Annotated in this window: 21 protein-coding genes; 6 read left to right on the top strand and 15 right to left on the bottom strand. The window is 46.2% G+C overall.

Annotated features, from left to right (window positions below):
* Positions 1–19: 19 nt before the first annotated feature.
* Positions 20–988 carry a pyruvate dehydrogenase complex E1 component subunit beta gene (locus tag ACWQXP_RS10050; RefSeq protein WP_454062683.1) on the bottom strand — a complete coding sequence of 323 codons (969 nt, stop codon included), beginning with the start codon at positions 986–988 and terminating at the stop codon, positions 20–22.
* 61 nt (positions 989–1,049) lie between these two features.
* Positions 1,050–2,024, bottom strand: coding sequence for a pyruvate dehydrogenase (acetyl-transferring) E1 component subunit alpha (gene pdhA / locus ACWQXP_RS10045; protein ID WP_454062682.1), 975 nt, complete (start codon positions 2,022–2,024; stop codon positions 1,050–1,052).
* A gap of 422 nt (positions 2,025–2,446) precedes the next feature.
* Between pdhA and ACWQXP_RS10040 the strand changes: the two genes are divergently transcribed.
* The 3 genes from ACWQXP_RS10040 (at position 2,447) to ACWQXP_RS10030 (ending at position 4,828) form a co-directional block, all read left to right on the top strand.
* Positions 2,447–3,316, top strand: coding sequence for an MBL fold metallo-hydrolase (locus tag ACWQXP_RS10040; protein WP_454062681.1), 870 nt, complete (start codon positions 2,447–2,449; stop codon positions 3,314–3,316).
* Positions 3,317–3,384: 68 nt separating this feature from the next.
* Positions 3,385–3,606, top strand: coding sequence for a hypothetical protein (locus ACWQXP_RS10035; protein WP_454062680.1), 222 nt, complete (start codon positions 3,385–3,387; stop codon positions 3,604–3,606).
* A gap of 304 nt (positions 3,607–3,910) precedes the next feature.
* The gene (locus ACWQXP_RS10030; protein WP_454062679.1) at positions 3,911–4,828 is read left to right on the top strand and encodes a DUF2891 family protein; all 918 of its coding nucleotides are present in this window, start codon (positions 3,911–3,913) and stop codon (positions 4,826–4,828) included.
* A gap of 490 nt (positions 4,829–5,318) precedes the next feature.
* Here the strand turns inward: ACWQXP_RS10030 and ACWQXP_RS10025 are convergent, their stop codons facing one another.
* From ACWQXP_RS10025 to ACWQXP_RS09980, 10 genes are all read right to left on the bottom strand, one after another.
* Positions 5,319–5,531: a type II toxin-antitoxin system HicB family antitoxin gene (locus tag ACWQXP_RS10025; protein WP_454062678.1), complete on the bottom strand. Its 213-nt coding sequence runs from the start codon at positions 5,529–5,531 to the stop codon at positions 5,319–5,321.
* Positions 5,532–5,902: 371 nt separating this feature from the next.
* Positions 5,903–6,805, bottom strand: a complete 903-nt coding sequence (gene lipA / locus ACWQXP_RS10020) for a lipoyl synthase (RefSeq protein WP_454062677.1) — start codon at positions 6,803–6,805, stop codon at positions 5,903–5,905.
* A gap of 176 nt (positions 6,806–6,981) precedes the next feature.
* Positions 6,982–9,042 (bottom strand): M48 family metalloprotease, encoded by a 2,061-nt coding sequence (locus ACWQXP_RS10015; protein WP_454062676.1) that lies wholly within the window; start codon positions 9,040–9,042, stop codon positions 6,982–6,984.
* A gap of 9 nt (positions 9,043–9,051) precedes the next feature.
* Positions 9,052–9,654 (bottom strand): LemA family protein, encoded by a 603-nt coding sequence (locus ACWQXP_RS10010; protein WP_454062675.1) that lies wholly within the window; start codon positions 9,652–9,654, stop codon positions 9,052–9,054.
* Positions 9,655–10,039: 385 nt separating this feature from the next.
* The gene (locus ACWQXP_RS10005) at positions 10,040–10,165 is read right to left on the bottom strand and encodes a hypothetical protein (RefSeq protein WP_454062674.1); all 126 of its coding nucleotides are present in this window, start codon (positions 10,163–10,165) and stop codon (positions 10,040–10,042) included.
* A gap of 263 nt (positions 10,166–10,428) precedes the next feature.
* Positions 10,429–10,629, bottom strand: coding sequence for a type II toxin-antitoxin system VapB family antitoxin (locus ACWQXP_RS10000; RefSeq protein WP_454062673.1), 201 nt, complete (start codon positions 10,627–10,629; stop codon positions 10,429–10,431).
* Positions 10,630–10,751: 122 nt separating this feature from the next.
* Positions 10,752–11,573, bottom strand: coding sequence for a mechanosensitive ion channel family protein (locus ACWQXP_RS09995; RefSeq protein ID WP_454062672.1), 822 nt, complete (start codon positions 11,571–11,573; stop codon positions 10,752–10,754).
* A gap of 66 nt (positions 11,574–11,639) precedes the next feature.
* Positions 11,640–12,005, bottom strand: a complete 366-nt coding sequence (locus tag ACWQXP_RS09990; protein WP_454062671.1) for a DUF1499 domain-containing protein — start codon at positions 12,003–12,005, stop codon at positions 11,640–11,642.
* A 47-nt stretch (positions 12,006–12,052) separates the two neighbouring features.
* On the bottom strand, positions 12,053–13,417 hold the full coding sequence (locus ACWQXP_RS09985; RefSeq protein WP_454062670.1) for a DUF3422 family protein: 1,365 nt from the start codon (positions 13,415–13,417) through the stop codon (positions 12,053–12,055).
* A 241-nt stretch (positions 13,418–13,658) separates the two neighbouring features.
* Entirely contained in the window at positions 13,659–14,657 is a 999-nt protein-coding gene (locus ACWQXP_RS09980; RefSeq protein WP_454062669.1) for a YheT family hydrolase, read from the bottom strand.
* 597 nt (positions 14,658–15,254) lie between these two features.
* On the opposite strand from ACWQXP_RS09980, the gene ACWQXP_RS09975 reads away from it, so the two are divergent.
* Complete coding sequence (locus ACWQXP_RS09975; RefSeq protein WP_454062668.1) at positions 15,255–15,788, top strand: c-type cytochrome; 534 nt, start codon at positions 15,255–15,257, stop codon at positions 15,786–15,788.
* Between the two features lie 330 nt (positions 15,789–16,118).
* Here ACWQXP_RS09975 and thiD read toward each other — a convergent pair whose 3' ends face one another.
* The 3 genes from thiD to ACWQXP_RS09960 all read right to left on the bottom strand — a co-directional run bounded on the left by thiD (position 16,119) and on the right by ACWQXP_RS09960 (position 18,323).
* On the bottom strand, positions 16,119–16,934 hold the full coding sequence (thiD, locus tag ACWQXP_RS09970; RefSeq protein ID WP_454062667.1) for a bifunctional hydroxymethylpyrimidine kinase/phosphomethylpyrimidine kinase: 816 nt from the start codon (positions 16,932–16,934) through the stop codon (positions 16,119–16,121).
* Positions 16,935–17,144: 210 nt separating this feature from the next.
* Positions 17,145–17,480, bottom strand: a complete 336-nt coding sequence (locus ACWQXP_RS09965) for a hypothetical protein (RefSeq protein ID WP_454062666.1) — start codon at positions 17,478–17,480, stop codon at positions 17,145–17,147.
* A gap of 429 nt (positions 17,481–17,909) precedes the next feature.
* Positions 17,910–18,323 (bottom strand): response regulator, encoded by a 414-nt coding sequence (locus ACWQXP_RS09960; protein ID WP_454062665.1) that lies wholly within the window; start codon positions 18,321–18,323, stop codon positions 17,910–17,912.
* Between the two features lie 1,021 nt (positions 18,324–19,344).
* Here ACWQXP_RS09960 and ACWQXP_RS09955 point away from each other — a divergent pair.
* The gene (locus ACWQXP_RS09955; protein WP_454062664.1) at positions 19,345–19,755 is read left to right on the top strand and encodes a VOC family protein; all 411 of its coding nucleotides are present in this window, start codon (positions 19,345–19,347) and stop codon (positions 19,753–19,755) included.
* 49 nt (positions 19,756–19,804) lie between these two features.
* Complete coding sequence (locus ACWQXP_RS09950; RefSeq protein WP_454062663.1) at positions 19,805–20,689, top strand: dioxygenase family protein; 885 nt, start codon at positions 19,805–19,807, stop codon at positions 20,687–20,689.
* Positions 20,690–20,836 lie beyond the last annotated feature (147 nt).

Raw genomic sequence — 20,836 nt, 5'->3', positions numbered from 1 at the left:
GCCCTTTCTCATTGTTATGTTAGAGTACCTGCTTGACGGCCGCGATGATGCGAGCCTTGTCTGGAATGGCTAAATCTTCGAGTGGACGCGTGTAGGGCATCGGCACGTCTTCTCCTGTCACACGAACGATGGGTCCGTCTAAGTAGTCATAGACATTCGAATAGACGGTTTCTGCAATTTGTGCCCCTAGCCCCGCAAATTTCCACCCTTCTTCAATGATCACTAATCGTCCGGTTTTTTTGACCGATTCTGCTAATGTTGGGACGTCTAAAGGGCGGAGGGTTCTCAGATCGATGACTTCTGCCTCAATACCTTCCGCCGCCAACTCTTCGGCGGCCTCAAGGCTGAGCAAGAGCATTTTAGAATACGCGACCAGAGTGACATCCTCTCCAGGCCGTTTGATATCAGCCTTTCCTATCGGTACGGTGTATTCGTCCTCAGGGGTTTCGCCTTTGGTGCCGTATAACAGTTGGGCTTCAATAAAGATAATGGGATTCTCATCTCGAATCGCACTCTTTAACAACCCTTTTGCGTCATGGGGTGTGGCGGGTGCAATCACCTTGAGTCCTGGAACATGACAAAACCAGGCTTCCAGACTTTGGGAATGTTGTGCGGCCAATTGGTGCGCGGCGCTGCCGGGACCGCGAATCACCATGGGAACCGAAAACTGTCCTCCTGACATATATCGAACCTTTGCCGCATTATTCACAATTTGATCCATGGCGAGAATGCCAAAATTAAATGTCATGAGCTCGACGATCGGGCGAAGTCCGGCCATAGCGGCTCCAACGGCCAATCCGGTGAATCCAGCCTCCGTAATCGGTGTATCCCGTACACGTTCTGGTCCGAATTCTTCCACAAAACCTTTGCTGACTTTAAAGGCTCCTTGATAATACCCCACTTCTTCGCCGATCAAGAATACGCGATCGTCTCTCTGCATTTCCTCACGCATGGCCTGATTCAGGGCCTCTCGATACGTTACGAGCATGTTAGCCGTTTTCCTGACTTTGAAACATCGTTATAACCTTCATCGACATTGCGTGACTTTCCTAGGTCTTTTCCTGGTCTTCAACATAGACATCTTCATGTAGTGATGAGGGAGCTGGGAAGGGGCTTTGCTCCGCGAACGTGATGCATTCGCCGATAATTTTCTCGATTTCTTTTTCCACACTTGCGAACTGCTCTTCTGTTCCCATCTCGTCTTTTTTCATCTTTTCTTTGAGTAACAAGAGAGGATCATTTTTTCGGGCGTCTGACACTTCCTCTCGCGTCCGGTACTGTCCATGCGCTGGGTCAGACATGGAATGGCCCATGAAACGGTAGGTCAAGGCTTCAATGAAATACGGCTGTGGTTCTTTTCGAACCAGGGTCACAACTCGCTGCATTAATTCTCGTACGACGAGTACGTCCATGCCATCGACTTGCTCAGCTTGTATCCCATGGGCCTTGGCTCGTTCAGCGACATCTTTGTACAGGACCATTTCACGTGATATCGGTGTGCCCATTCCGTATCGATTATTCTCGCAGATAAAGATCACGGGAAGCTTCCACAGAGCAGCTAGATTAAAGGCTTCGTGTGATTGGCCGCTCGGGATGGCCCCATCTCCGAAAAAGCAGAGAACGACTCTGTCCTCTTTCTTGTATTGCGCGGCAAAAGCCAATCCGACGGCTAAGGGAAGATGGCCTCCCACGATGGCATAGCCACCCATGAAATTCCGCTCTACATCGATCAGATGCATTGATCCGCCTTTTCCTTTACAGAGGCCGGTCGCTTTCCCAAACAGTTCAGCCATTACTTGCTTGGGATCTGACCCTCTCGCTAAGCAATGTCCATGATCGCGATAGGCCGTCATGATGTAATCTTCAGGCTGAGTTGCCGCGATACATCCCACCGCGACAGCTTCTTGTCCAATGTAGAGGTGTAAAAACCCAGCTATTTTGGCTAAAGCATACATTTCAGCAGACTTCTCTTCGAATCGGCGAATCAGAAGCATGTCGCGATAGAGAGACAATAGGTCATTCACAGAAGAGGCCTTAACCATTGGACATTTACATCCAATTGCAGATTGGTACACGTTGACAAATGCGTAGGCTTGAATATTTCGTAAAGACAGACAACACTTGGAGACGAAAACTGGACATCGGCGCCTCCTCCGCAAATGTGAGAAATGCACGAGTCATTGAGGTCATAAGTGCTTAATCCTTCATGTAAGGAGAGACTGTTTTCTTATCTTCGCAGGTCTCAGGGCTCCATGTAAACCTATTTTCAGCGAAATGGAAATAGGTTTACATGGGCATTGAATTTACGACTTGACATGAATCTTTTTTTATCGCGAAAAGTATGCCCCCGTATGCACATGAATGGGAGTGTATCTTTTCGTGTATTCAGGTATTGCGATACAATGAGAGAGCCGCATCAGTGAGACGTTGAAGAAGGGTGAAATGTATGGCTGACCTGAATAAACGATTGACAACAAATATCGACGGCAATTTCTTTGTTGATGCCACATGTATTAACTGCGATACCTGCCGCCAATTAGCTCCGAAGACCTTTCATGAGGATGATGAGTATTCTGCCGTGTATCATCAACCTCAGGATGAGTTGGATCTCTTTCACGCGTATCAAGCGTTGTTGGCCTGTCCTGTTGGGTCGATCGGTGTCGTCACGAAAAATACAGAGCTTCGTAAGACGGCTCAGGAGAGTTTCCCAATCGAACTCGCAGGTGGGGTGTATTACAACGGATTCAATTCAGAGAAATCCTTTGGCGCGAATAGTTATTTTGTGACGCATCCCGACGGTAACTGGTTAATTGACTCTCCCCGATATATTCGTCGTCTGGTGGATGAGTTTCAGAATCTTGGAGGTCTTCGTTATATCTTTTTGAGTCACGAGGATGACGTGGCAGATGCCGATCGATATGCTGAAAAGTTTAACGCGACCCGTATTATTCATGAAGCCGATCATCAGGCGATGCCGGATGCTGAATGGATCGTGAAGGGGAATGACGTGATTCAGGCTAGCCCAGAGTTTCTATTTATTCCCGTGCCTGGTCATACGGCCGGAAGCCTCGCCTTACTCTATAAAGAAAAACTCCTCTTTACGGGAGACCATTTGTGGTGGGATCGGGAGAAAGGAGAGCTCGGCATGCCTTCCCGCTTAGTGTGGAATGCCGAACAGCTTCGGACGTCAACGAAACGCCTTTGCAACTTTTCCTTCGAATGGGTCCTGCCAGGTCACGGCGACCGCATTCATTTGTCACGAGAAAGAATGAGACGTGCATTGACGCAGCTACTTGATTCTCGTCAAATGACTTAAGGGTCGCCGTGAGATTTTTTCACCAGAAGGCTCAATAGGCTAGGACTGAAAGGAGGAGGTGTTCCGTGATGCGTTCCTGCGTTTATTACGCATTTCGATTCTCGCTTGGTGGCCGAGTATTGTTGGCCATGTTTGCACCTCAAGTGGCGGTCGGGTGTAAAGCGGCTGACAGTCGAGGTGATGAAGTGGTTGAGTATCATGCCGGAGGGCCTAAGCCTTCTGAACTGAATCCAAATAGCCATAGGTCAGCGTTGGCGGTTGGATCTGCAAGTCTGAAGCAAATAATGTAAGCCGCTGTGACTTCGATCCCCGACAGCATGCCTACGACTGCCCCTCCTTGGGTGTGCGTTGGTCAAAATTCTTAAGTGCAATATGGGGAAATCTGGCAACTGTCTCTCCCACCACGAACCCCACTTCTTTATATCAATCATTGTACCCCCTACTTGAATTTAGGGTGTCTGTTGTTGATTTCTACTTATCCAGGCATTAATAATTCTCCTCTTAGAATTGGATTATATCTGTTGAGGTTGTTAGCACATGCTTATAAAACATGACATCCAGGAGCATTCGAGCACTTGGAGGAAATTCTGTGACTTGAGACTAGAATATCTTGGTGCACTTGCGAATGTTGTCGAACGTGGGATGACGCGAGTGGACACCACGCATCCGGCTTTTTGTGGCTGTATCGACTGGCATTCGAGTGTGCATGGGATGTATGCCTTATTGGCGGCTTCACGGCTTACTGGAGAATCTCATTGGGCTGATATTGTTGAACCTATTGTGGCTTCCGAACGTTTAGCCGGAGAGTTTGATTGCCTGCAACGCGGTGATCTGGATCATGAGTTGCCATATGGGTATGCCTGGTTTCTGAAGCTTGCGCAGGAGCGAGAACGATGGGGTGAAACGGATTTATTGCCACTCGCAACGGACATGGTTCGGCGGTTAGAAGAGTGGATTTTCACCTTGTCGAACGAAAAGATTCTTCATCATGCGCTTCGCCGAGAATATGGCAATCTATCCTGGGCGGTATTGAATCTGTGGGAATGGAGTCGATGGAAAAATGAATCCATCTTAAGCGAGAAACTTGTGTCGTTCACAAGAGAGCAGTTATTGCCGCTCGACAAGAATCTTCAGTTGTCGTATGACGATAATATCAATGAATTTTTTGCCGCGTCTCTTCAGAGGACGAGAGTGATCCTCTCAATTTTACCACCTGAGGAGAGTGAAGCCTGGTATCGAACATTTCATTCGAAGGCGTTATCTCTTTCACCTCTCGGAACCGTTCTCACTCCACATTCGGCTGGGTTGAACTTTAGTCGATCCTGGGGGTTCTGGAGTCTTTTTACTATGACAGGAGATGAAGCCTACCGAAACATGTACGTGAATCATATTGTCACGCACATGGAGTTACCGCAATATTGGCGGGATGATTACAAAAAGTATAGCCACTGGGTTCCCCAATTTGGCATCTATGCTATTGCGTTGAGTATGGATGTGGAAGGTGCAGGATAGGAGACACCGCGGGGCTTATTTCACGCTCTTAAGTAATACCATGCTCATATTCTTGAATTTTTTCTTCGACTTTCTTCGTTATGTGGAAGAGTCGTTCTTTGTATAGATCGCAAAATCTAGATGGAAATTCGAATTCATCAGTGTGTTAAAAGCGGTCGTATGGACTTTGGTGGATTGAAGATATTGGCCAATCGTAAGGATACCCCAGTCCACGGATCGCAAGTTGCGCGTGACCTTTGGAATTTCGCCGGTGGTTTTTCCCAGACCGGCACAATAAGTCCAGATTTGGTAGTGGCACCCAATTGCTTGGCTTGTTTGAGGAATTGAATCGAACGATTATATTTGCCTTGTGGACGGACGATCGGAAACAAGTACGGGGAAGGCTTGTTTTTTGTGGAGGCCCATCTTTAAGCGTGATGCATTTACTTGGAAGTCAAGGATTCCGTCTTTTATTTTATTCCATGGATTTTGTGATTGATCTTGTGAAATGTTATGCAAATAGCAACCGACCACGTGGCTCAGGAATTGGACGTCCAAGTTCTTGGGCTGTTTCAATCCATTCTTTGATCACGGTTTCCACATTTGTCACAGCTTCCTGGTAGGTCTGCCCGTCTGCCATGCAGCCAGAGAGCTCTGGGACTTCCGCGATAAATGCATCATCTTCTTGACTCCAGTAAATAATGATTTCAAACCTACTGTCCATCGTTTACTCCTAACTTATACCGAACGATTAATTTTCGAATCTGTTTAACTTGATAGGGCTTTGCCTTTACCCCTTTTGGTTGAAGGTTGACTATTTCTTCAATCCCATGTTTTGAGAAAATATGATGATCTCCCCGAATACGTTCTGTAAATTCCAGGTGGATAAGCAATTACCTGAGATCTGTAAATGAAATATTTGCGTCAGAAGTTTTTCGTAAAATTTGCTCTAATAATTTTTCATATTGACTCACGAATTACTTGCTTTCCGTATGTTGGTCATTAGATGTGTCTGGTTGTCCCATCCTTTTGCTACTTCTCTTGTGTAGATCTAACTATGCTACCATTATCTCCCAGCGAGACTAGGTTGGGGTGTTAAATGGCTGTATTAGCCGTCTGTTGCTCTGCGTGATAGGAGCTTCTGACCAGAGGCCCGGATTCGACATGGTGAAAGCCAAGTGCTTGGGCTTCTTCTTTGAAGGTTTCGAATTCGTCAGGGTGATAAAAGCGGGCGACGGGCATATGGGCTTTGGTGGGCTGGAGATATTGACCAAGAGTGAGAATGTCGCAGTCTACGGATCGCAAATCTCGCATGACCTCACGAATTTCTTCGGTCGTTTCGCCAAGGCCTGCGATAAGTCCGGATTTTGTGGTTGCTCCCAATTGCTTGGCTTGCTTCAGGAGTTGAATGGACCTGTTGTATTTTCCCTGTGGACGGATGGATGGAAATAACCGAGGGACAGTTTCAATATTGTGATTCAAAATGTCTGGCTTCTCGTCCAAGACTGTCCGTAGGGCTGATTCGCTGCCTTGAAAATCTGGTATGAGGACTTCGATTCCACAAGTAGGAATCTTCTCATGAATCAGACGAATGGTTTCCGCAAAGAGCGCCGCTCCACCATCTTCTAACTCATCTCGATTGACTGAGGTAATGACCGCATGCCGGAGAGCCATGGCCTCGACCGCTTCGGCAACGCGTTGCGGCTCATCGAGGTCAAGACTTGTCGGTCTACCCGTTTCGACGGAGCAGTAATGGCAGCGTCGCGTGCAAATATCTCCTAAGATAAGAAATGTTGCCGTGCGGTTATTCCAACATTCCCACATATTCGGACATCGAGCTTCTTCGCAAATCGTGTGCAAGCCGCGTTCGTCAATAATCTTACGAATATCTCGATAGTCCGGTCCTTGCCGAAGTTTAATCTTAAACCAGTCAGGTAGACGTTGCCGTTGTTTGGAGGCCGAAGTTCGGCTTATTTCATGCGTTGGGACAAATGACATAACAATGACCAATGAACGTGATGGGTTGAAAAGATTGATACGATGTTTTTTTCTTCATATCGTGTCTACTTTACTGGGTTGAGTCAGATGATTGCTAGAGTTTGTTTAATTATTGCGTAAAAAGCTTGTAGAAGCAAAATGTCATACCGGTAATCTCATGTATGGACGCAAGCCAGTTAGTGTACGTGGATATGGCTGCGAGAGGATTCCTGGGGCCAATCCTCGGAAAGAATTGATAATTCTTTGGAAGAGAGAGGCCTGGGCAATATCTGGCCTTCTTGAGTATTCTCAGGCTGTGTTATCAATAGCGGCGGCATGGGGCATCCTAAAGAATCTGCAATCGCACGAAGTAATTCGGCTTCCTCAATGGTGATCTGTTGATCGGCTAGCACGCATGCCGCGCAGGCCTTGATGATGATTCGTTTGAGGCGTGGGGAGGTTTCGGCCAGAGTGTGTAACGTCAAATCCAGAGATGCAAATGTGCAAAGACTCGCAGGCGTCAACGGGAGTCTTGAGATTCTTAATACACGTTGGCCTGCTCGAAAGGCCTGTCGGATGTCGTTGTCGTTGCCTTTCCCATAGTGGGTTAAGGCGGAGAGCAAATAGCCGCAATGATGAGCAATAACTTTGATGGAACCGTGTCTCGTGCTTGGTGTTGCGGAGGGAGAAAAATGAGGAGCGAGGTGCCGCAACAGAATTCGCCGCAAGGTCCAGCCAAAGAGAGCTTCGTGATCACTCTTTGGAATGATGACCAGGACATTAGTATTAAACGTTGTGTATTGTTGAGGAGAAAGTCGTGTCAGTGCTGAAATGGCCATGTCTGTAAGCGGTAATCGTACGGCTGGGTGAAGCTCCAAAATTTCAGGCTCTAATTTACGAGTTTCTTGATAGACTGCGTCGTCGGCATAGGTGGCCAATCGATTGTGTTGGATGGTTCGTATTTTCGGGTTTGAGGAAAGTAAGAGTGTATAAATGACGGCTCTGGCACCAAATGGTTCACGGACGGCTTGTTGGATGACGGCTGGAATTTTGGTAAGAAGATTGTGCATATAGTCCACATGGACAGGGTGTCGTTTCCCGATTTGTTGTACCAGGGATTCCGGCGTTAGTCTTTCACCTGCGGCAAGAAAACGTTTGTTCCCGGACATGCGTATGGTTTTTGGTGCATGGACGGCTTCGGAAATTTTGGAGTCGTTCGGAAACATTGGATCAAGACGTTGAATTCGCTTTCCCAGTGGAGGATGGGTGGCAAAAAGCGAATCTAATCCCATGAAAATACCCTGCGAAAAAAACAGATGACTGACTTGCGGAGCCTCGAAATGATGGATGGCAGAACCGTTCTTTATTCTCCTAATTTTTTTTAATGCATTGGCAAGGCCTTCCGGATTTCGAGTGAATTGTACGGATGCGGCGTCGGCAAGGTATTCACGCTGACGGGAAATCGCCGCTTTGACCATGCCGGCCAGGATTACTCCAATAGATCCGACAACTCTCAGAGCCGATCCGACGATGAAGCTGAATACAATACTGAGACCATGGGCTGGTGTGAAGAAGTTACTTCTGTAGGCACTATAATTAAGGCACGAATTCAGCATTGTCCGTCCGAGTAAGCCAAGTCCTTGTAACCCATTGAGCAGACCGATCATCTCAAAATTAAGGCGTATATCGCCATGTAGGATATGGCTCATCTCATGGCCGATGACGCCCTGAAGTTCATCCCGTGTGAGTTGGGTCATAGCGCCTCGTGTGATTCCTATTACGGCATCTTCAGGTCTATACCCAGCCGTAAACGCATTGATACCTTGTTCGCGATCAAGTACATAGATAGGCGGTGGAGCGATGCCGGAAGCCAATGACATTTCTTCTACGACATTGAGGATGGTTTGTGCTTCAGCCGAATGGCTGATTGAAGTGATCGGTTTTCCACCCAGGAGTTCGGCCACCCATGCACCGCCTATCTGCAGTTCCATGAACTTTATGGCACAGCCAAGTAGGATGATGATAAGGCAAAATAGCGTGACCCATGAGAAAAGCATCCAATCCCAACTCCAAATGAAGGACCAGGAAAAGGGAGTAGATTGTTCAGTCTCTAGTGCAGACCACCACTCATACCACGCAATGGTGCCTGTCAGAACCCAATGGACTCCAATAATTGTGATAATGACCGCGACGCCAAAGAGGCCTTGCAGCCACTTGGAGTTGCGTTTGGCTTGGTCTTGGTAGGTGAAAAAGTCCACAGTATTGGGCTAGGCGAAGACAACTTGCGGCGCTTCACGTTTTTGAACGTCCTCAATTTCAAGTAACAATGCCGTATGAAAGTGAAATCCGTCAGCAACAAGATTCGTCGGAAATCGTTCTCGTTCCGTGTTATAAATCATCACTGCGTCATTGTAGGCTTGACGGGAAAACGCTACGCGGTTTTCTGTTGACGTGAGTTCTTCTGTGAGTTGCATCATGTTTTCGTTAGCTTTGAGGTCAGGATAATTTTCCATCACGGCGAACAATCGTCCCATCGCTCCGGTCAACATGCCTTCAGCTCCTACTAGTCCTTGAATGGCCATCACATCCTCTGGTTGAGCAGAGGCCTGTTTTGCGGCATTGGAGGCTTGATTCCTGGCACTGATGACCGCTTCTAATGTTTCTCGCTCATGTTTCATGTAGGCTTTGGCTGTTTCGACGAGATTGGGTATTAAATCATATCGTCGGGTGAGCTGGACTTCGATTTGGGCGAACGCATTCTTAAATCGGTTTCGATAGAGTATTAATTGGTTATGGGTGCTGACCACCCAAAAGATCACGCCGGCCAAAAGCATCAACATGATCACCAGAAAAATCGTCGCACTATCCATGAGTATTCATTTTTTCGTGAGGTAGGTTGATGTTTTTCACAAGTAACAGGTTGACGTGTTCTGTTTTCCTTAAAAAGGACAGAGAATTCCTCTATTCCCTTTTCGGTCGTATCATCAGGTGCTTTACTTAGCTTGTGAACTATCTGATTTGTTGCTGGGTCTTTTCTTTGTTACTTGGTAATATTTTTGTCATTTTGAGAGAGCTTAGTAATAGTTGCAGGAATATGTTTTGTGACATTGTTGATGTGAAAAATTCAAAGCCTTAACGATGCAATAGTCTTAAGAGCTAATAGCTTTGGATTTTTTGCTGAGTGGCTGGAAACCTCTAGCCTAAAGATAGGGCTCAATGTCGTTGGGTTTTGGGAAGGAGGAAGACCGGCGATTCTTACAGCAATGACTTGAGCCCAAGGTATCGAACCATTGGGTCGAAATCTCGATCGGTATAGAGTAATGGGATGTGGTGTGCCAGGCAGTAGGTGCCGATTATGACATCAATAGTTTTTCGGACCATAACACCACGTTTTCGGAGTGTGCGATAATTTTTAACGCTCTAAATGGCAAGTTGGGGTCCTAGAATTGAAGGGATAGGGAAGTTATTCAACATCGTTTGTGCCTCGTGAAAATGGCGATCTTCCTGAAAACCTTGAAGAACTTCAGTTACGATAAGGTTTCTAAGGAGAATTTCCTGATTTACAAGCATGTCATCCAAATTGTCCGTTTCTTGAGAGAACTTTCCATTAACATAATCAATCCATACTGATGTGTCGACGATAATCATTGTTGAGTGTCACGTCGCATGGCTTCTAGATTGCCGGTCCATTTGAGCTTGTCCCGTTGTTTCTTGACGGCTTGTTGACGTTGGAGTCGAAGAAGAACTTTGAGTCCTTCTTCAACCACGCCTTTCTTTGTTTTGATTCCCGTGATGCGTTGAGCCTCTGCACGTAGTTGTTCGTCTATCACCATATTTGTACGCATAGAGCCCCTTCATTTATGTGTATGACATTACATTACCATATGCATCGTATTTAAGGTAAAAGAAGTGCGACTTCTTTATTGCGTAGGAGCATATGAAGGTGTTGAAACATTTCAAGAATTGATCATGATGATGCTTCGGCTTTTACCATATGTAAGGAACGTTGTGGGAATGGAATCGAGATGCCTTCAGCGTCGAACCGTTGCTTGAGTGATTTCGTGAGGTCAAACTTCACGCCCCAATAGTCGCTAGCGTTACACCAGACGCGTATCGTTAGGTCCACCGAACTTTCTCCAAGATTGCCGACGACGACCATGGGTGCCGGCTCTTTGTGAATGCGCGTGTCGGCATTGACCACAGATGTCACGGTCTGAATAGCCTTGTCGATATCATCACCGTAATCGATACCCATGACTAAGTCGACGCGTCGTGTTGAGTGAAAGCTATAGTTCTTGACGATGGTTCCCCAGACCTGACTGTTGGGGGCAAGAATTTGTACGTTATCCGGTGTCGCAAGTTCCGTGACTAATAACGTAATGGACTTTACCGTGCCTGCAATACCCGCCGCTTCGACATAGTCTCCTGCCTTGAACGGTCGAAAAATAAGCAGCATGACTCCTGCGGCGACGTTACTCAGTGTTCCCTGTAATGCGAGGCCGATCGCTAAACTGGCTGCGCCTAAAACGGCAATGAGGCTTGTGGTCTCAATGCCGAATTGCGAAAGGACGGCAAGGACCGTAATGATGAGCACAATGTAGCGTGCAAAGCTTGAAAAGAACGGTCGTAAGGTTTCATCGACTTTCCCAGACTTTTGAAGCCATGAGTCGACGGCTTGAGATACCCACGAGGCGGCGAACCGACCAATAATGAGGATGAGGATTGCCCCTATGACGTTAAGTCCATAGGTAGTGAGTAACTTGATTCCTTGATCGAGCATTTCTTCCATGAAAGACCTCCTTGTCTAAAAGATGTTTGGATAACGGACAAATGGCAAAACGAGTTGGGGGGTGGATTAGGGTAATTGAAGGAATTGAGTCCGTAGGGCTTCCATCCGTTTTCGGTTGACCCCTAGGTCCCAATATCCGGTTCTGGATGCTGATCGCAGGTGAATGAGTTTCTGTTCATCATCAATGAGGAATTCGACATCGTCGATGAATCGAAATACTAAAGAGGAAATTTCAATATGAAGATAGGTGTCGGTATCTGCGACGATACGGGTTCGAGGTTGATCCTTGAATAAGGCACGCAATTTTGATTTGGATTCTGCGAGGGTACCTGAATAGGAGAAGGGCTCAATATAGTGTTCGGTATCTAGACTTTGTGACGACACACAATTGGGAGAATCTGGGCAAGGGGCAAGTGAATCGGTTTCTTGCATGTCAATCTTTCGGGGCGTTCTGTCGAGACGGGTATTCGTTTATGATGCTAGTGGTCATTAAACAGTCGTTTGTTAAGAATTTTCCTGCCAATAAAGACGAGTCCGAATGACATGAGAAGAGAAATGGGGACAAAGATGCCAGAAGCAAACGCGTAGCTCTGTAAGATCCCGGCTTCATGGAGAGCTTTAAACACATAACCTCCTAAACCGCTGAGATAGTAGGCAATAACAATGACGGACAATCCTTCAACGGTATGTTGCAGAATGGCTTGGCTTTTCGTTGTTTTATCGACACTGGCTAACATTTTGAGATTTTGATCCTGAAGCGCAATATTATGATCCTGCAAGAGTAGATCAACTTTTGTGCGAATGACGGAAATCGTACCCTCAAAGTCCTTTTCTAATGCATCAATCCGTTTCATCAACTGTTGATATCCATCCGAGACACCTGTGGTCTTGTGATGGATATAGTCAGAGATGAGTCGGCAAGAGGGTAAGGGCTGTTCTTGTAACGCCTGAAGGTTACTTTCTACGATGCGTTCGTAGGGGACGGACGCCGAGAGTTTATAGCGCATGGATTCAGCCAACCGACTGACTTTCATAAAATCCTGAGTCAGCACTGTCAGCCATTTTTGAAGTTTTTGTGAGGTGGCCTGTTCAAGCTGTGTCGTAATGACATTTCGTTGATAAAGATGCCGTTGCTCGAACTGATGCACTTGATCGACTGCTGTGGTGAACGCCTGATAGGGGAGTAGAATTAAGTGGGTGTAGTTTTCAATTGAGACGATCGTGTCGATTAATCCTGCGATCTTCGGTTGCAGTAATTCGCGAGAGGCCGCACAGACGTAGTATCGCTCACGACCATTCTCATCGGGGGTAAAACTTGCCACAACGGAGATGTCTTCTCCGAACACACGCCCGCCATGGAGTTGAGGCCCGGGCATACGCAACTTGAGTGCTTGAGGCGTGACTTGAGTATTTGGCGTAATGAGGATATCGAGAGAGTTAATCGCGATGCCGAGGGGCGAAAATGGAAAGTGGTAGCCGGGAAATGTGATGGGACCGAATTCCAGCAAGGCTGACGGATTACCGGGAATGTGCCAGACTTGATAACTGTAATATTCGGTATGGGCTTCCCACGTGACCACGAGCTGGTCTCCATTTTCAGCGGTGCGCACTCCGTATCCAAATTTTTCGTGTACAACCGAGGTTTGAGCTGGAATAGCAAGGCTCTCGAGTAATTGTTTGAATTCACGGCGACTGAGTGGACGTTCGATTGGCGGATTGGCCATACGATGGGCAATGTGATGAATATGCGCCGGAGCATCGAGCCATTCTTCGAGGTATTTTTTTGTGGGCTCGTGAACTTGCTGTAGAAACTCTGGTCGTCGTATGGGTGATTTACTTCTCACAGCAGTACTCCGCGATTGATGGCGACTGAATGATGTTTCATATTGGAGAACTGGTTCTAGCGTAAACCAAAAGGCTGGTCAAGCCAAGAGCAATATTAATTGCCATATGAGAGATCTTCCAGAATTGTCATGAATTCTTTTCCTAAGAGTTGTCTTGGAATTTGCTGAGAAGGGTCATTGGTGACATAGGCCAGGTGTGGCAAGCAATTTTCAGAAAAATATTTATGGCTTGCATTGAACGTTAAAGTGTATTCGATCTGGTTCCTGTCAGGACAAACTGAATAATACGGTTCTCAATCCAGAAATAATCTTCATTTGGCTGAAATTGTTGGAGGAATCCGCAATGTCCTCCTGCGTCTGTCGCGATGAGTTGAATAAAAGGGTTGGATTGAATCCCATCAATGAGAAAGGTGTCATACGGGATAAAGGGATCATCTTGTGACGTGACAATGAGTGTGGGTATGCGAATATTGTGTAACACATGGCGAGCTCCACATTGCTCATAGTAATCTTCGGCATCTCGATAGCCTGCGTCTGGAGCCGTGAAGGCGTCATCAAACTGCCTCATGGATCTGATGCCGGAAAGCTTGGATAGGTCCCATCGATTGGGGAAGTGCTGAGCTTTTCGTCGTAGCCGAGCTTTGAGTCTTGGAAGGAAGTAGTGATGATACATCAAATTTCTTGGTTGTTGAAGGGCTTCGACGCAGGCCGCTGGATGAATATTGGGACAGACGCCAGCGACGCCATGTATTTCCGGTATGGTTGCTCCAATTTCACCTGCCAACTTTAATGTGAGGTTGCCACCCATAGAAAATCCTGCTACCCACAGATCTGAAAGTTGGTCTTGGTGTATGAGCTCAGTCATGATGGCACGGAGGTCGTTACTCATTCCTGTATGATAGAGTGTTGGTGTCAGATGTTCGGTTCCTCCGCAATTCCGCTGATTCAGTCTGACCACATTGATGCCTGCATGCCAAGCTTTGTGCGCGATGCCTATCATGTAATGGGAGTCTGTACAACCTTCTAAGCCATGAATGATGAGCAAGGTGGGGTGTTGGTTGGCTTGTTCCTGCCAATGGCACTTTGCTGCGATCTGCGAGTCGGAGTCCACCCAAAACTGACGATCCGTGACAGGAACATTTTTGAGGAGCTGTGGTCTGGGGATCCATCGTGGGATGAGCGTCATTCGGTGGGGGCCAGTTAAGAGAGGGTGTGGTATAAAGGCTGGAGTGATTAGCATAAGACCGATTCAACACGGGTCATGTTTTGATCTGTCGTTGTGGCAAAATAGGCGTTTCGTAAAATAATGATATCTCACGAATGAGGATTTATTTCTAGGGGTAAACTCGAAATACGAGATATGGTAGTCTTCGACAGAGGGCCACAATGCCTAACAAATGTGCAACTTGTCATTGAGGCGCAGCCGATAAGCCGAACATGTGGCTTACGAAGCGTTCATTCACAATGTTGTCCACAGATTCTGTGGGGGACTATAGCGAAACCTAATAATATCCAGCTGAAGCAATCTTGATTGCACAGCGCATAATGAACTACAGATTGAGGACTTTTATTGGGACGGCTATAGCTCTAAGTGTATTAAGGTGATTGGGCTGTCAGCATCTTTTACTTTATGGTTGCTGATACAGACGGCATAGGCTTTTTGCAGTTATCAAGACCTTTTTTCTGAGGTAGTACATCAATATTTGCTATTTGTGCCCGTCGGACAACGCCATGTTGTACGTACACACTCAGCGATATAAACTATCTAGCTTTGGCTAGATCGTGTGAATCGAATTCGTCTCACAGTTCAAACGTGTTCTCGTTATGATGGAGCCTTATGTCAAACAAGAAACCTTCAAATTCGTCTTTAGATCGTGAAACCTGGTTAATTCTTCTGGTGGTGTGTGGTGGCATTTTTGTGACGTTGGTGTTTACTGTTTTTTCCGGTCAGCCTAATTCAGCGACGTCTGGTCCAGAAGCCAAAGACCAACGTTCAAGAAAAGCTGCTGCCGCGAAATCTAAGGTTGTCGCGGCCAATGTTCCGTTGGCAACTGGTGATGAACCTATTCCCAAACTCTTCATTCAATCTGGCTGTGCGGCATGCCATACGATTCCTGGAATTCTGGCAGCCAAAGGCCAGGAAGGTCCGCCTTTAGTTCTTGGGATCAATGGTCCTAAACGTCTTAAGGATCCTAATTACCACGGCAAGGCGACAACGGTTCATGAGTATGTCATGGAGTCAATTCTTGAGCCTGGAGCGTATGTGGTTCCTGGCTATCCAGATCGCGTGATGCCTCGTTGGTATGGGAAAAAGTTAAGCGCCGGAGCCCTTGATAAGATTGTGACATATTTGGAAAGGGTGTCGAAATGATGAACGGCGGTCTCTATGCTTCTGCCATATTTTTTCAGTATTTATTCGGCGTAGCGTTCCTCTTTCTTATTTCATGCATCGCAAGAAATAAAAGGATGAATACAGCGTTTCACTTACCTTTCTCCGCCTCTAAGTACATCTTCCCGCTTTCGTTGTTATGTTAGATAATCCCTTGTATCTGTTTTGTTGACCTCTCTCTTTGTTTTCCTGGTGGTGATCTACCAATTTCCTTCAAGGCGTAGAAATTTATCTTATTAGCCGTTTCAATTAACTTCCGCATGTTTGAAATGAGTGATTGCGTGGGGGTAGTTACTATGCCTCAATTGGAGCTTATTTGGATTCGCTATAATCGGGAAGAAAATAGAAATGATCTGTTGGGCCATGTCCATGTCCGATGGCGAGGGCGTTACGGATCGCGGCCGTAATATATCGTTTTGCGGCTTCGATGGAATCTGGGAGGGGTAACCCTTTCGCCAGATTGGCGGCTATGGCGGAGGCATAGGTGCAACCTGTGCCATGGGTATGGGGAGTATCGATATATTCGCCTGGATACATTCGAAAGAATCGTCCATCATAGAGCACATCCATCGCAGGCTTTTCGAGGAAGTGCCCACCTTTGATGAGCACATGCTGACAACCCAATGCTTGAAGAGTTTTACATGCGAGTCTTACGTCGGCGAGCGTCTGAATTTTCGTCTCCGTCAACAATTCTGCTTCATGGATATTGGGTGTGATGAGCAGCGCCATGGGGATCAGGTCTGTTTTCAGAACTTGGATGGCGTCAGTTTGTAAAAGGGTGTGGCCACTTTTGGAAACCATGACCGGGTCGACAATGAGATTCTTGCCCTCGTATTGCGTAATTTTTTTACTGACTGTTTGAACAATGTCTGCGGTTGCCAGCATCCCGATTTTGACGGCCGCAACATCAAAGTCTACAAAGACCGCATCTAGTTGTGCTTCGATGATCGAAAGGGGGAGATCATGGACGGACGTAACTTCCTGTGTATTTTGCGCCGTAATCGAGGTAATGACTGACATGCCAAAGACCCCATGTGCGGACATCGTTTTCAGATCAGCTTGAATCCCAGCTCCTCCTCCTGAGTCAGAGCCGGCTATCGTCAAGACTTGTTTTTTACTTTTATTCATTTCTTATCCATACGCATGGTTGATGGCCCGTTGAATTCTCAGAAGAGGTACGAATTTCGAGATTATGCTTGTGACGTCATCACGTGTTTTTCCCCTGTCGCTATCTCTTGAGAGATGGCGACAGGAGGAAAGTTTCTTACGATCAAGAATTCCTGCGTGGTCCTTTCGTTAATGGCCAGGGATATTTTCTCGGCAGATAAAATGTTGAAACTATTTCACTTCAATTTCGATAGTATCGGATGCAGCCAAGATATCATGGTCATGAGTCGCCACTTTTACCGCAATTTGATGCTTCCCTTGCGTGAGATCGTGAAACATACCTTTAAAACCTTTTTGGTATTTGCCGTCAAGGTATGTGTGCACGTGGTCTCCGTGAGTGCCTTTTCCCACTTCGTACGTCAATTCAAATGAGCTGTCAACGACATCACCATTTTGAGGTGAGGTAATTTGTACGGTTGAGCCATCATCTTGATTGGCAAACACGGGAGACACGCAAATCGTCAAGAGCAAGAGAAGGCTGGCCGCAAGGTGAATCGTAGTTTTCATATTTTTCTCCATGTTGCATTAAGTAAATGGCGCCAGGATTCCTGAAGCGGATATCCCCGGTCATTGCCCTCTATGAAATTGTTACTTCTAGGAACCTAGCGGATATTTTGAGTCCTTGTAAAGATGAATTTTTATTCCCACCTTTCTGTCGTTGATGTGAGAGAGACTATTTTGTGATATGTCTTCTGCGACAGGGTTAGACGAGCTTACCTTTCGTTCGAGACGTGAGTTGATGAATGGCCAGAGAGTCTGAGAGTTGTGTGGTGAAGAAGTAGGGACGTGCTTAGACGGACAATTCTTAAGCTGAAGACCTGCCCATCGTTGGGTGGGCAGCTATTTCTCGTTGGTATCTTTTTATTCGGTTAATTTTGAGCTTTTCTGCCTTGGTTATGAATTGCCACGATGGCCAAGCATTACGTGTTGAGGGCTTCAGTTTTCGATCGCGTGAGAAATAGCACTCATAAGTGTTTCAAAGGGGCAGGGTTTTTCAAAGACAGATTTGACCCCGATATTGGCTGCGCGTGTTTGGAGGGAGGGGGTTAGATTGCCCGTAACCATGATGACTGGAGTCGAGATCTTTTCATTGGCATGATGAGCTTCTAAAAATGAGATGCCATCCATGACAGGCATTTGGTTGTCAGTAATGATTAAGGAAAACGAGTTGTTCTCAAGTTCTTCTAGAGCTGCGAATCCATTATCGGCTTCGGTGCAATGATATCCTTGCAGTTCGAGGAACTCACGAACACATTCCCGAATGGTGGTATCATCATCGACAAGAAGAATGTGCTTCACGAGCGTATCACTCAGAACGACCATCTCTCGTTCTTGAGTCTGCAAGAGCATGAAAAGTCCTTCCCCAAGCTAATGTGGTAGATGCAGGTGAGAGAATCGACATTTGAACGCACACATGCCTAATTTTTTTTTGATGATGTTCAGGCAAATGGTGGCGGAGGGACTAACGAGAAGGTGGCTGACGAGGAGACCGAGTCCTCGGTGCGGCTTAGATCTCGGTGTCCCCATAGTAGGTGCAGTCCCTCCGCCTATTTCAGTAGCTGGTACGCGTACACGGTAGATAATTGAATTCTCATGGCCCGTGTATCATTCATGATTGGTCCAAACGGAACTTCAACGCTGTGAGCCTTATGGATCACAGTTTCATGAGAGTTCACTCTACGCTTAATGCTGTCTAACGTATTTTTTAGTAAGATCCACATGATATTACGCCCTCTTGCTTTGTTAGGTTTTCAGCAAAGGCTGCGAACTGAAGGAATTTTTTGTGACCCAATACACTACCTGTGGCACCGTCGACAGATCCAGTCCCAATATATAGACTGGAAGGAAGATTGTGAGCTGAAGAGTACCGTTGTTTGGATTGGAATGTCTTTGAGTAAATCACCAAAAAGCCCTCTTCCTTGAGGAAAAAGCCTGCTCTGTGTGCTCTGGGTTGAGCGGCTTTATAAATCAGAAATTTAGCAATAAATATTCCATGTCAGGATTATTATGGTAATTTTCATATAAAACAATGCCTTACATGAAGAGAAGTATGGAAAAGTTTGATTTTCTAATTGACTCATGTAGGAGGATCCCTACAGGTGCACTCCATGTAGATGCCATGACTTCAGGTATCTACCTGTTCTCATTGGTGATAGTGAAACTGTAGGGTTGGGAGTACAGTCAGCACAAGAACTGTAGTTGGTAAAGTACATGATCTTTAGAGGGTTTCCTAAGTTTTAGGTGGATTATTGGGGGAATGCACGATAGCCTAATTGATTCTTGAGGGAAGAACCACGGACAATAATCATGAGAACTATTAGCAGGCTGTTTTGTTCCTGGAGTACAGGGAAATTCAAATGGAGGAGTGTGTATGGCTGTTCAAGTCTATGGAGTGAATCATGTTGTGATTGAAGTTGACGATGCGCAAAAGGCTGTCGATTTCTATAGTGATGTCTTTCAACTTGAAATGCTTAGGGGTGGGGAGGGTGCGGCCTGGTGTAAATTAGGAGAGCATCAATTCCTCGCAATCTTTGAGGTTGAAGAGCTCAAGCCTGATCGAATGAAACACTTTGGAATTATGGTGCGAGACGAAGCACAAATTCTTGAAGTTCGTGAAAAGATTACTGGAAAGTATGGATTATCCATTCTCCCAAATTTTCGCTGTGACTTTCGCGATCCTTGGGGGAATCGAATTCAAGTTGGTGATCTTCATGATGAGTCGCTCATTTGGTTACTTCCATATCGTGAGATTCAGGATTTGAATATTTCGTTTTCTCAGTGATAGTGTGCGGAAGTGAGCGTGTTTTTCTTGCTTGGGTGAAGCGTGATACATGACTGAACAAAATCATGTTGTTCCTGAAGCCAATCACTCTTCCGAGGGTGCCTCCATGGTACCGTCTGATTCTTTTCTGCTTACACGACGGTCGTTGTTAAAAGTTGGTATCGGAACTGCTGGCTTACTGGTTACTTCCGGAGTTGGATTCGCGGCTTGTTGTCCATCTGTGACGACGCCTCGTCAGACCCGTGGCCCCTATTTTCCGTATGATCATGTGGTTTCGTACACGATTCGAGAAAGTCAAAATGAAGACATATCGCTTATTGAAGCCAATGATCATAATTTGACCTCTATTAAAGGAAAAGAGGGAATTGCCAACGGACAGATCATCTATTTTCAGGGACAGGTTCTGCAGTCATCTTCTCAAGATCAGAAGCAGTCTACTGTCTGTCAGCCATTAGCTGGAGCATTGGTGTTTCTTTGGCAAGCGAACTTTTCTGGACGATATAATCATCAGCGAGATGAGACGGCGCACGCTCGTTTCCGGCATCCTAAGACAGGAAATACTATTGAACGAGTGCATGATGAGTCTTTTCAATATTGGGGAAAAGCCATTACGGATGCGCAGGGACGATTTCAATTTAAAACGATTCTTCCTGGATTTTACCCTGCAGCAGATGGTTGGTACCGCCCACCACATTTACATTTTTCCATTCGCGCTCAAGGGTACCCAGAGTTTGTGACGCAAACATATTTTACAGGCCAAGGTCTTCCTGATATTGATATGATTCATCAGTTGAATGATAAGGATCATATTCTGCATGACTCGCGTATTAACACAAAACAGCGGGAACAGATTGTTGTCGAATACCGGCAGGATCCTACAGGAGTGCTGACTGATGGACTTGTTGGAACATGTCAATTTCTCCTTCCTTCTTAGTTGATTTTCTTCTTTGTTCTCAGATATTTTCCCTTCTTTCCGTCTCCCGCTCCCGTATTTTTCTCAAGTCTGGAGGCCGTGAGGCTCAACATATGATTTTATTACGATCCATGAGGCGGTGAGTTTGATTGAGGAATACAATTTTTC

The organism is Candidatus Nitrospira salsa, from assembly GCF_965152625.1.
This window is presented reverse-complemented; position numbering and strand designations above follow the sequence as displayed.

What these genes read in the sequence shown, in the direction of transcription:
- ACWQXP_RS09955 (WP_454062664.1), top strand. Translation starts at nt 19,345, where the DNA reads ATGGCTGTTCAAGTCTATGGAGTGAATCATGTTGTGATTGAAGTTGAC.
- ACWQXP_RS10005 (WP_454062674.1), bottom strand. Translation starts at nt 10,165, where the DNA reads ATGGTCCGAAAAACTATTGATGTCATAATCGGCACCTACTGCCTGGCA.
- ACWQXP_RS09950 (WP_454062663.1), top strand. Translation starts at nt 19,805, where the DNA reads ATGACTGAACAAAATCATGTTGTTCCTGAAGCCAATCACTCTTCCGAG.
- lipA (WP_454062677.1), bottom strand. Translation starts at nt 6,805, where the DNA reads ATGTCATTTGTCCCAACGCATGAAATAAGCCGAACTTCGGCCTCCAAA.
- ACWQXP_RS10050 (WP_454062683.1), bottom strand. Translation starts at nt 988, where the DNA reads ATGCTCGTAACGTATCGAGAGGCCCTGAATCAGGCCATGCGTGAGGAA.
- ACWQXP_RS10010 (WP_454062675.1), bottom strand. Translation starts at nt 9,654, where the DNA reads ATGGATAGTGCGACGATTTTTCTGGTGATCATGTTGATGCTTTTGGCC.
- ACWQXP_RS10025 (WP_454062678.1), bottom strand. Translation starts at nt 5,531, where the DNA reads ATGGACAGTAGGTTTGAAATCATTATTTACTGGAGTCAAGAAGATGAT.
- ACWQXP_RS09965 (WP_454062666.1), bottom strand. Translation starts at nt 17,480, where the DNA reads ATGAAAACTACGATTCACCTTGCGGCCAGCCTTCTCTTGCTCTTGACG.
- ACWQXP_RS09975 (WP_454062668.1), top strand. Translation starts at nt 15,255, where the DNA reads ATGTCAAACAAGAAACCTTCAAATTCGTCTTTAGATCGTGAAACCTGG.
- ACWQXP_RS09960 (WP_454062665.1), bottom strand. Translation starts at nt 18,323, where the DNA reads ATGCTCTTGCAGACTCAAGAACGAGAGATGGTCGTTCTGAGTGATACG.
- thiD (WP_454062667.1), bottom strand. Translation starts at nt 16,934, where the DNA reads ATGAATAAAAGTAAAAAACAAGTCTTGACGATAGCCGGCTCTGACTCA.
- ACWQXP_RS09990 (WP_454062671.1), bottom strand. Translation starts at nt 12,005, where the DNA reads ATGCAAGAAACCGATTCACTTGCCCCTTGCCCAGATTCTCCCAATTGT.
- ACWQXP_RS09980 (WP_454062669.1), bottom strand. Translation starts at nt 14,657, where the DNA reads ATGCTAATCACTCCAGCCTTTATACCACACCCTCTCTTAACTGGCCCC.
- ACWQXP_RS10035 (WP_454062680.1), top strand. Translation starts at nt 3,385, where the DNA reads ATGCGTTCCTGCGTTTATTACGCATTTCGATTCTCGCTTGGTGGCCGA.
- ACWQXP_RS10040 (WP_454062681.1), top strand. Translation starts at nt 2,447, where the DNA reads ATGGCTGACCTGAATAAACGATTGACAACAAATATCGACGGCAATTTC.
- ACWQXP_RS10000 (WP_454062673.1), bottom strand. Translation starts at nt 10,629, where the DNA reads ATGCGTACAAATATGGTGATAGACGAACAACTACGTGCAGAGGCTCAA.
- ACWQXP_RS09995 (WP_454062672.1), bottom strand. Translation starts at nt 11,573, where the DNA reads ATGGAAGAAATGCTCGATCAAGGAATCAAGTTACTCACTACCTATGGA.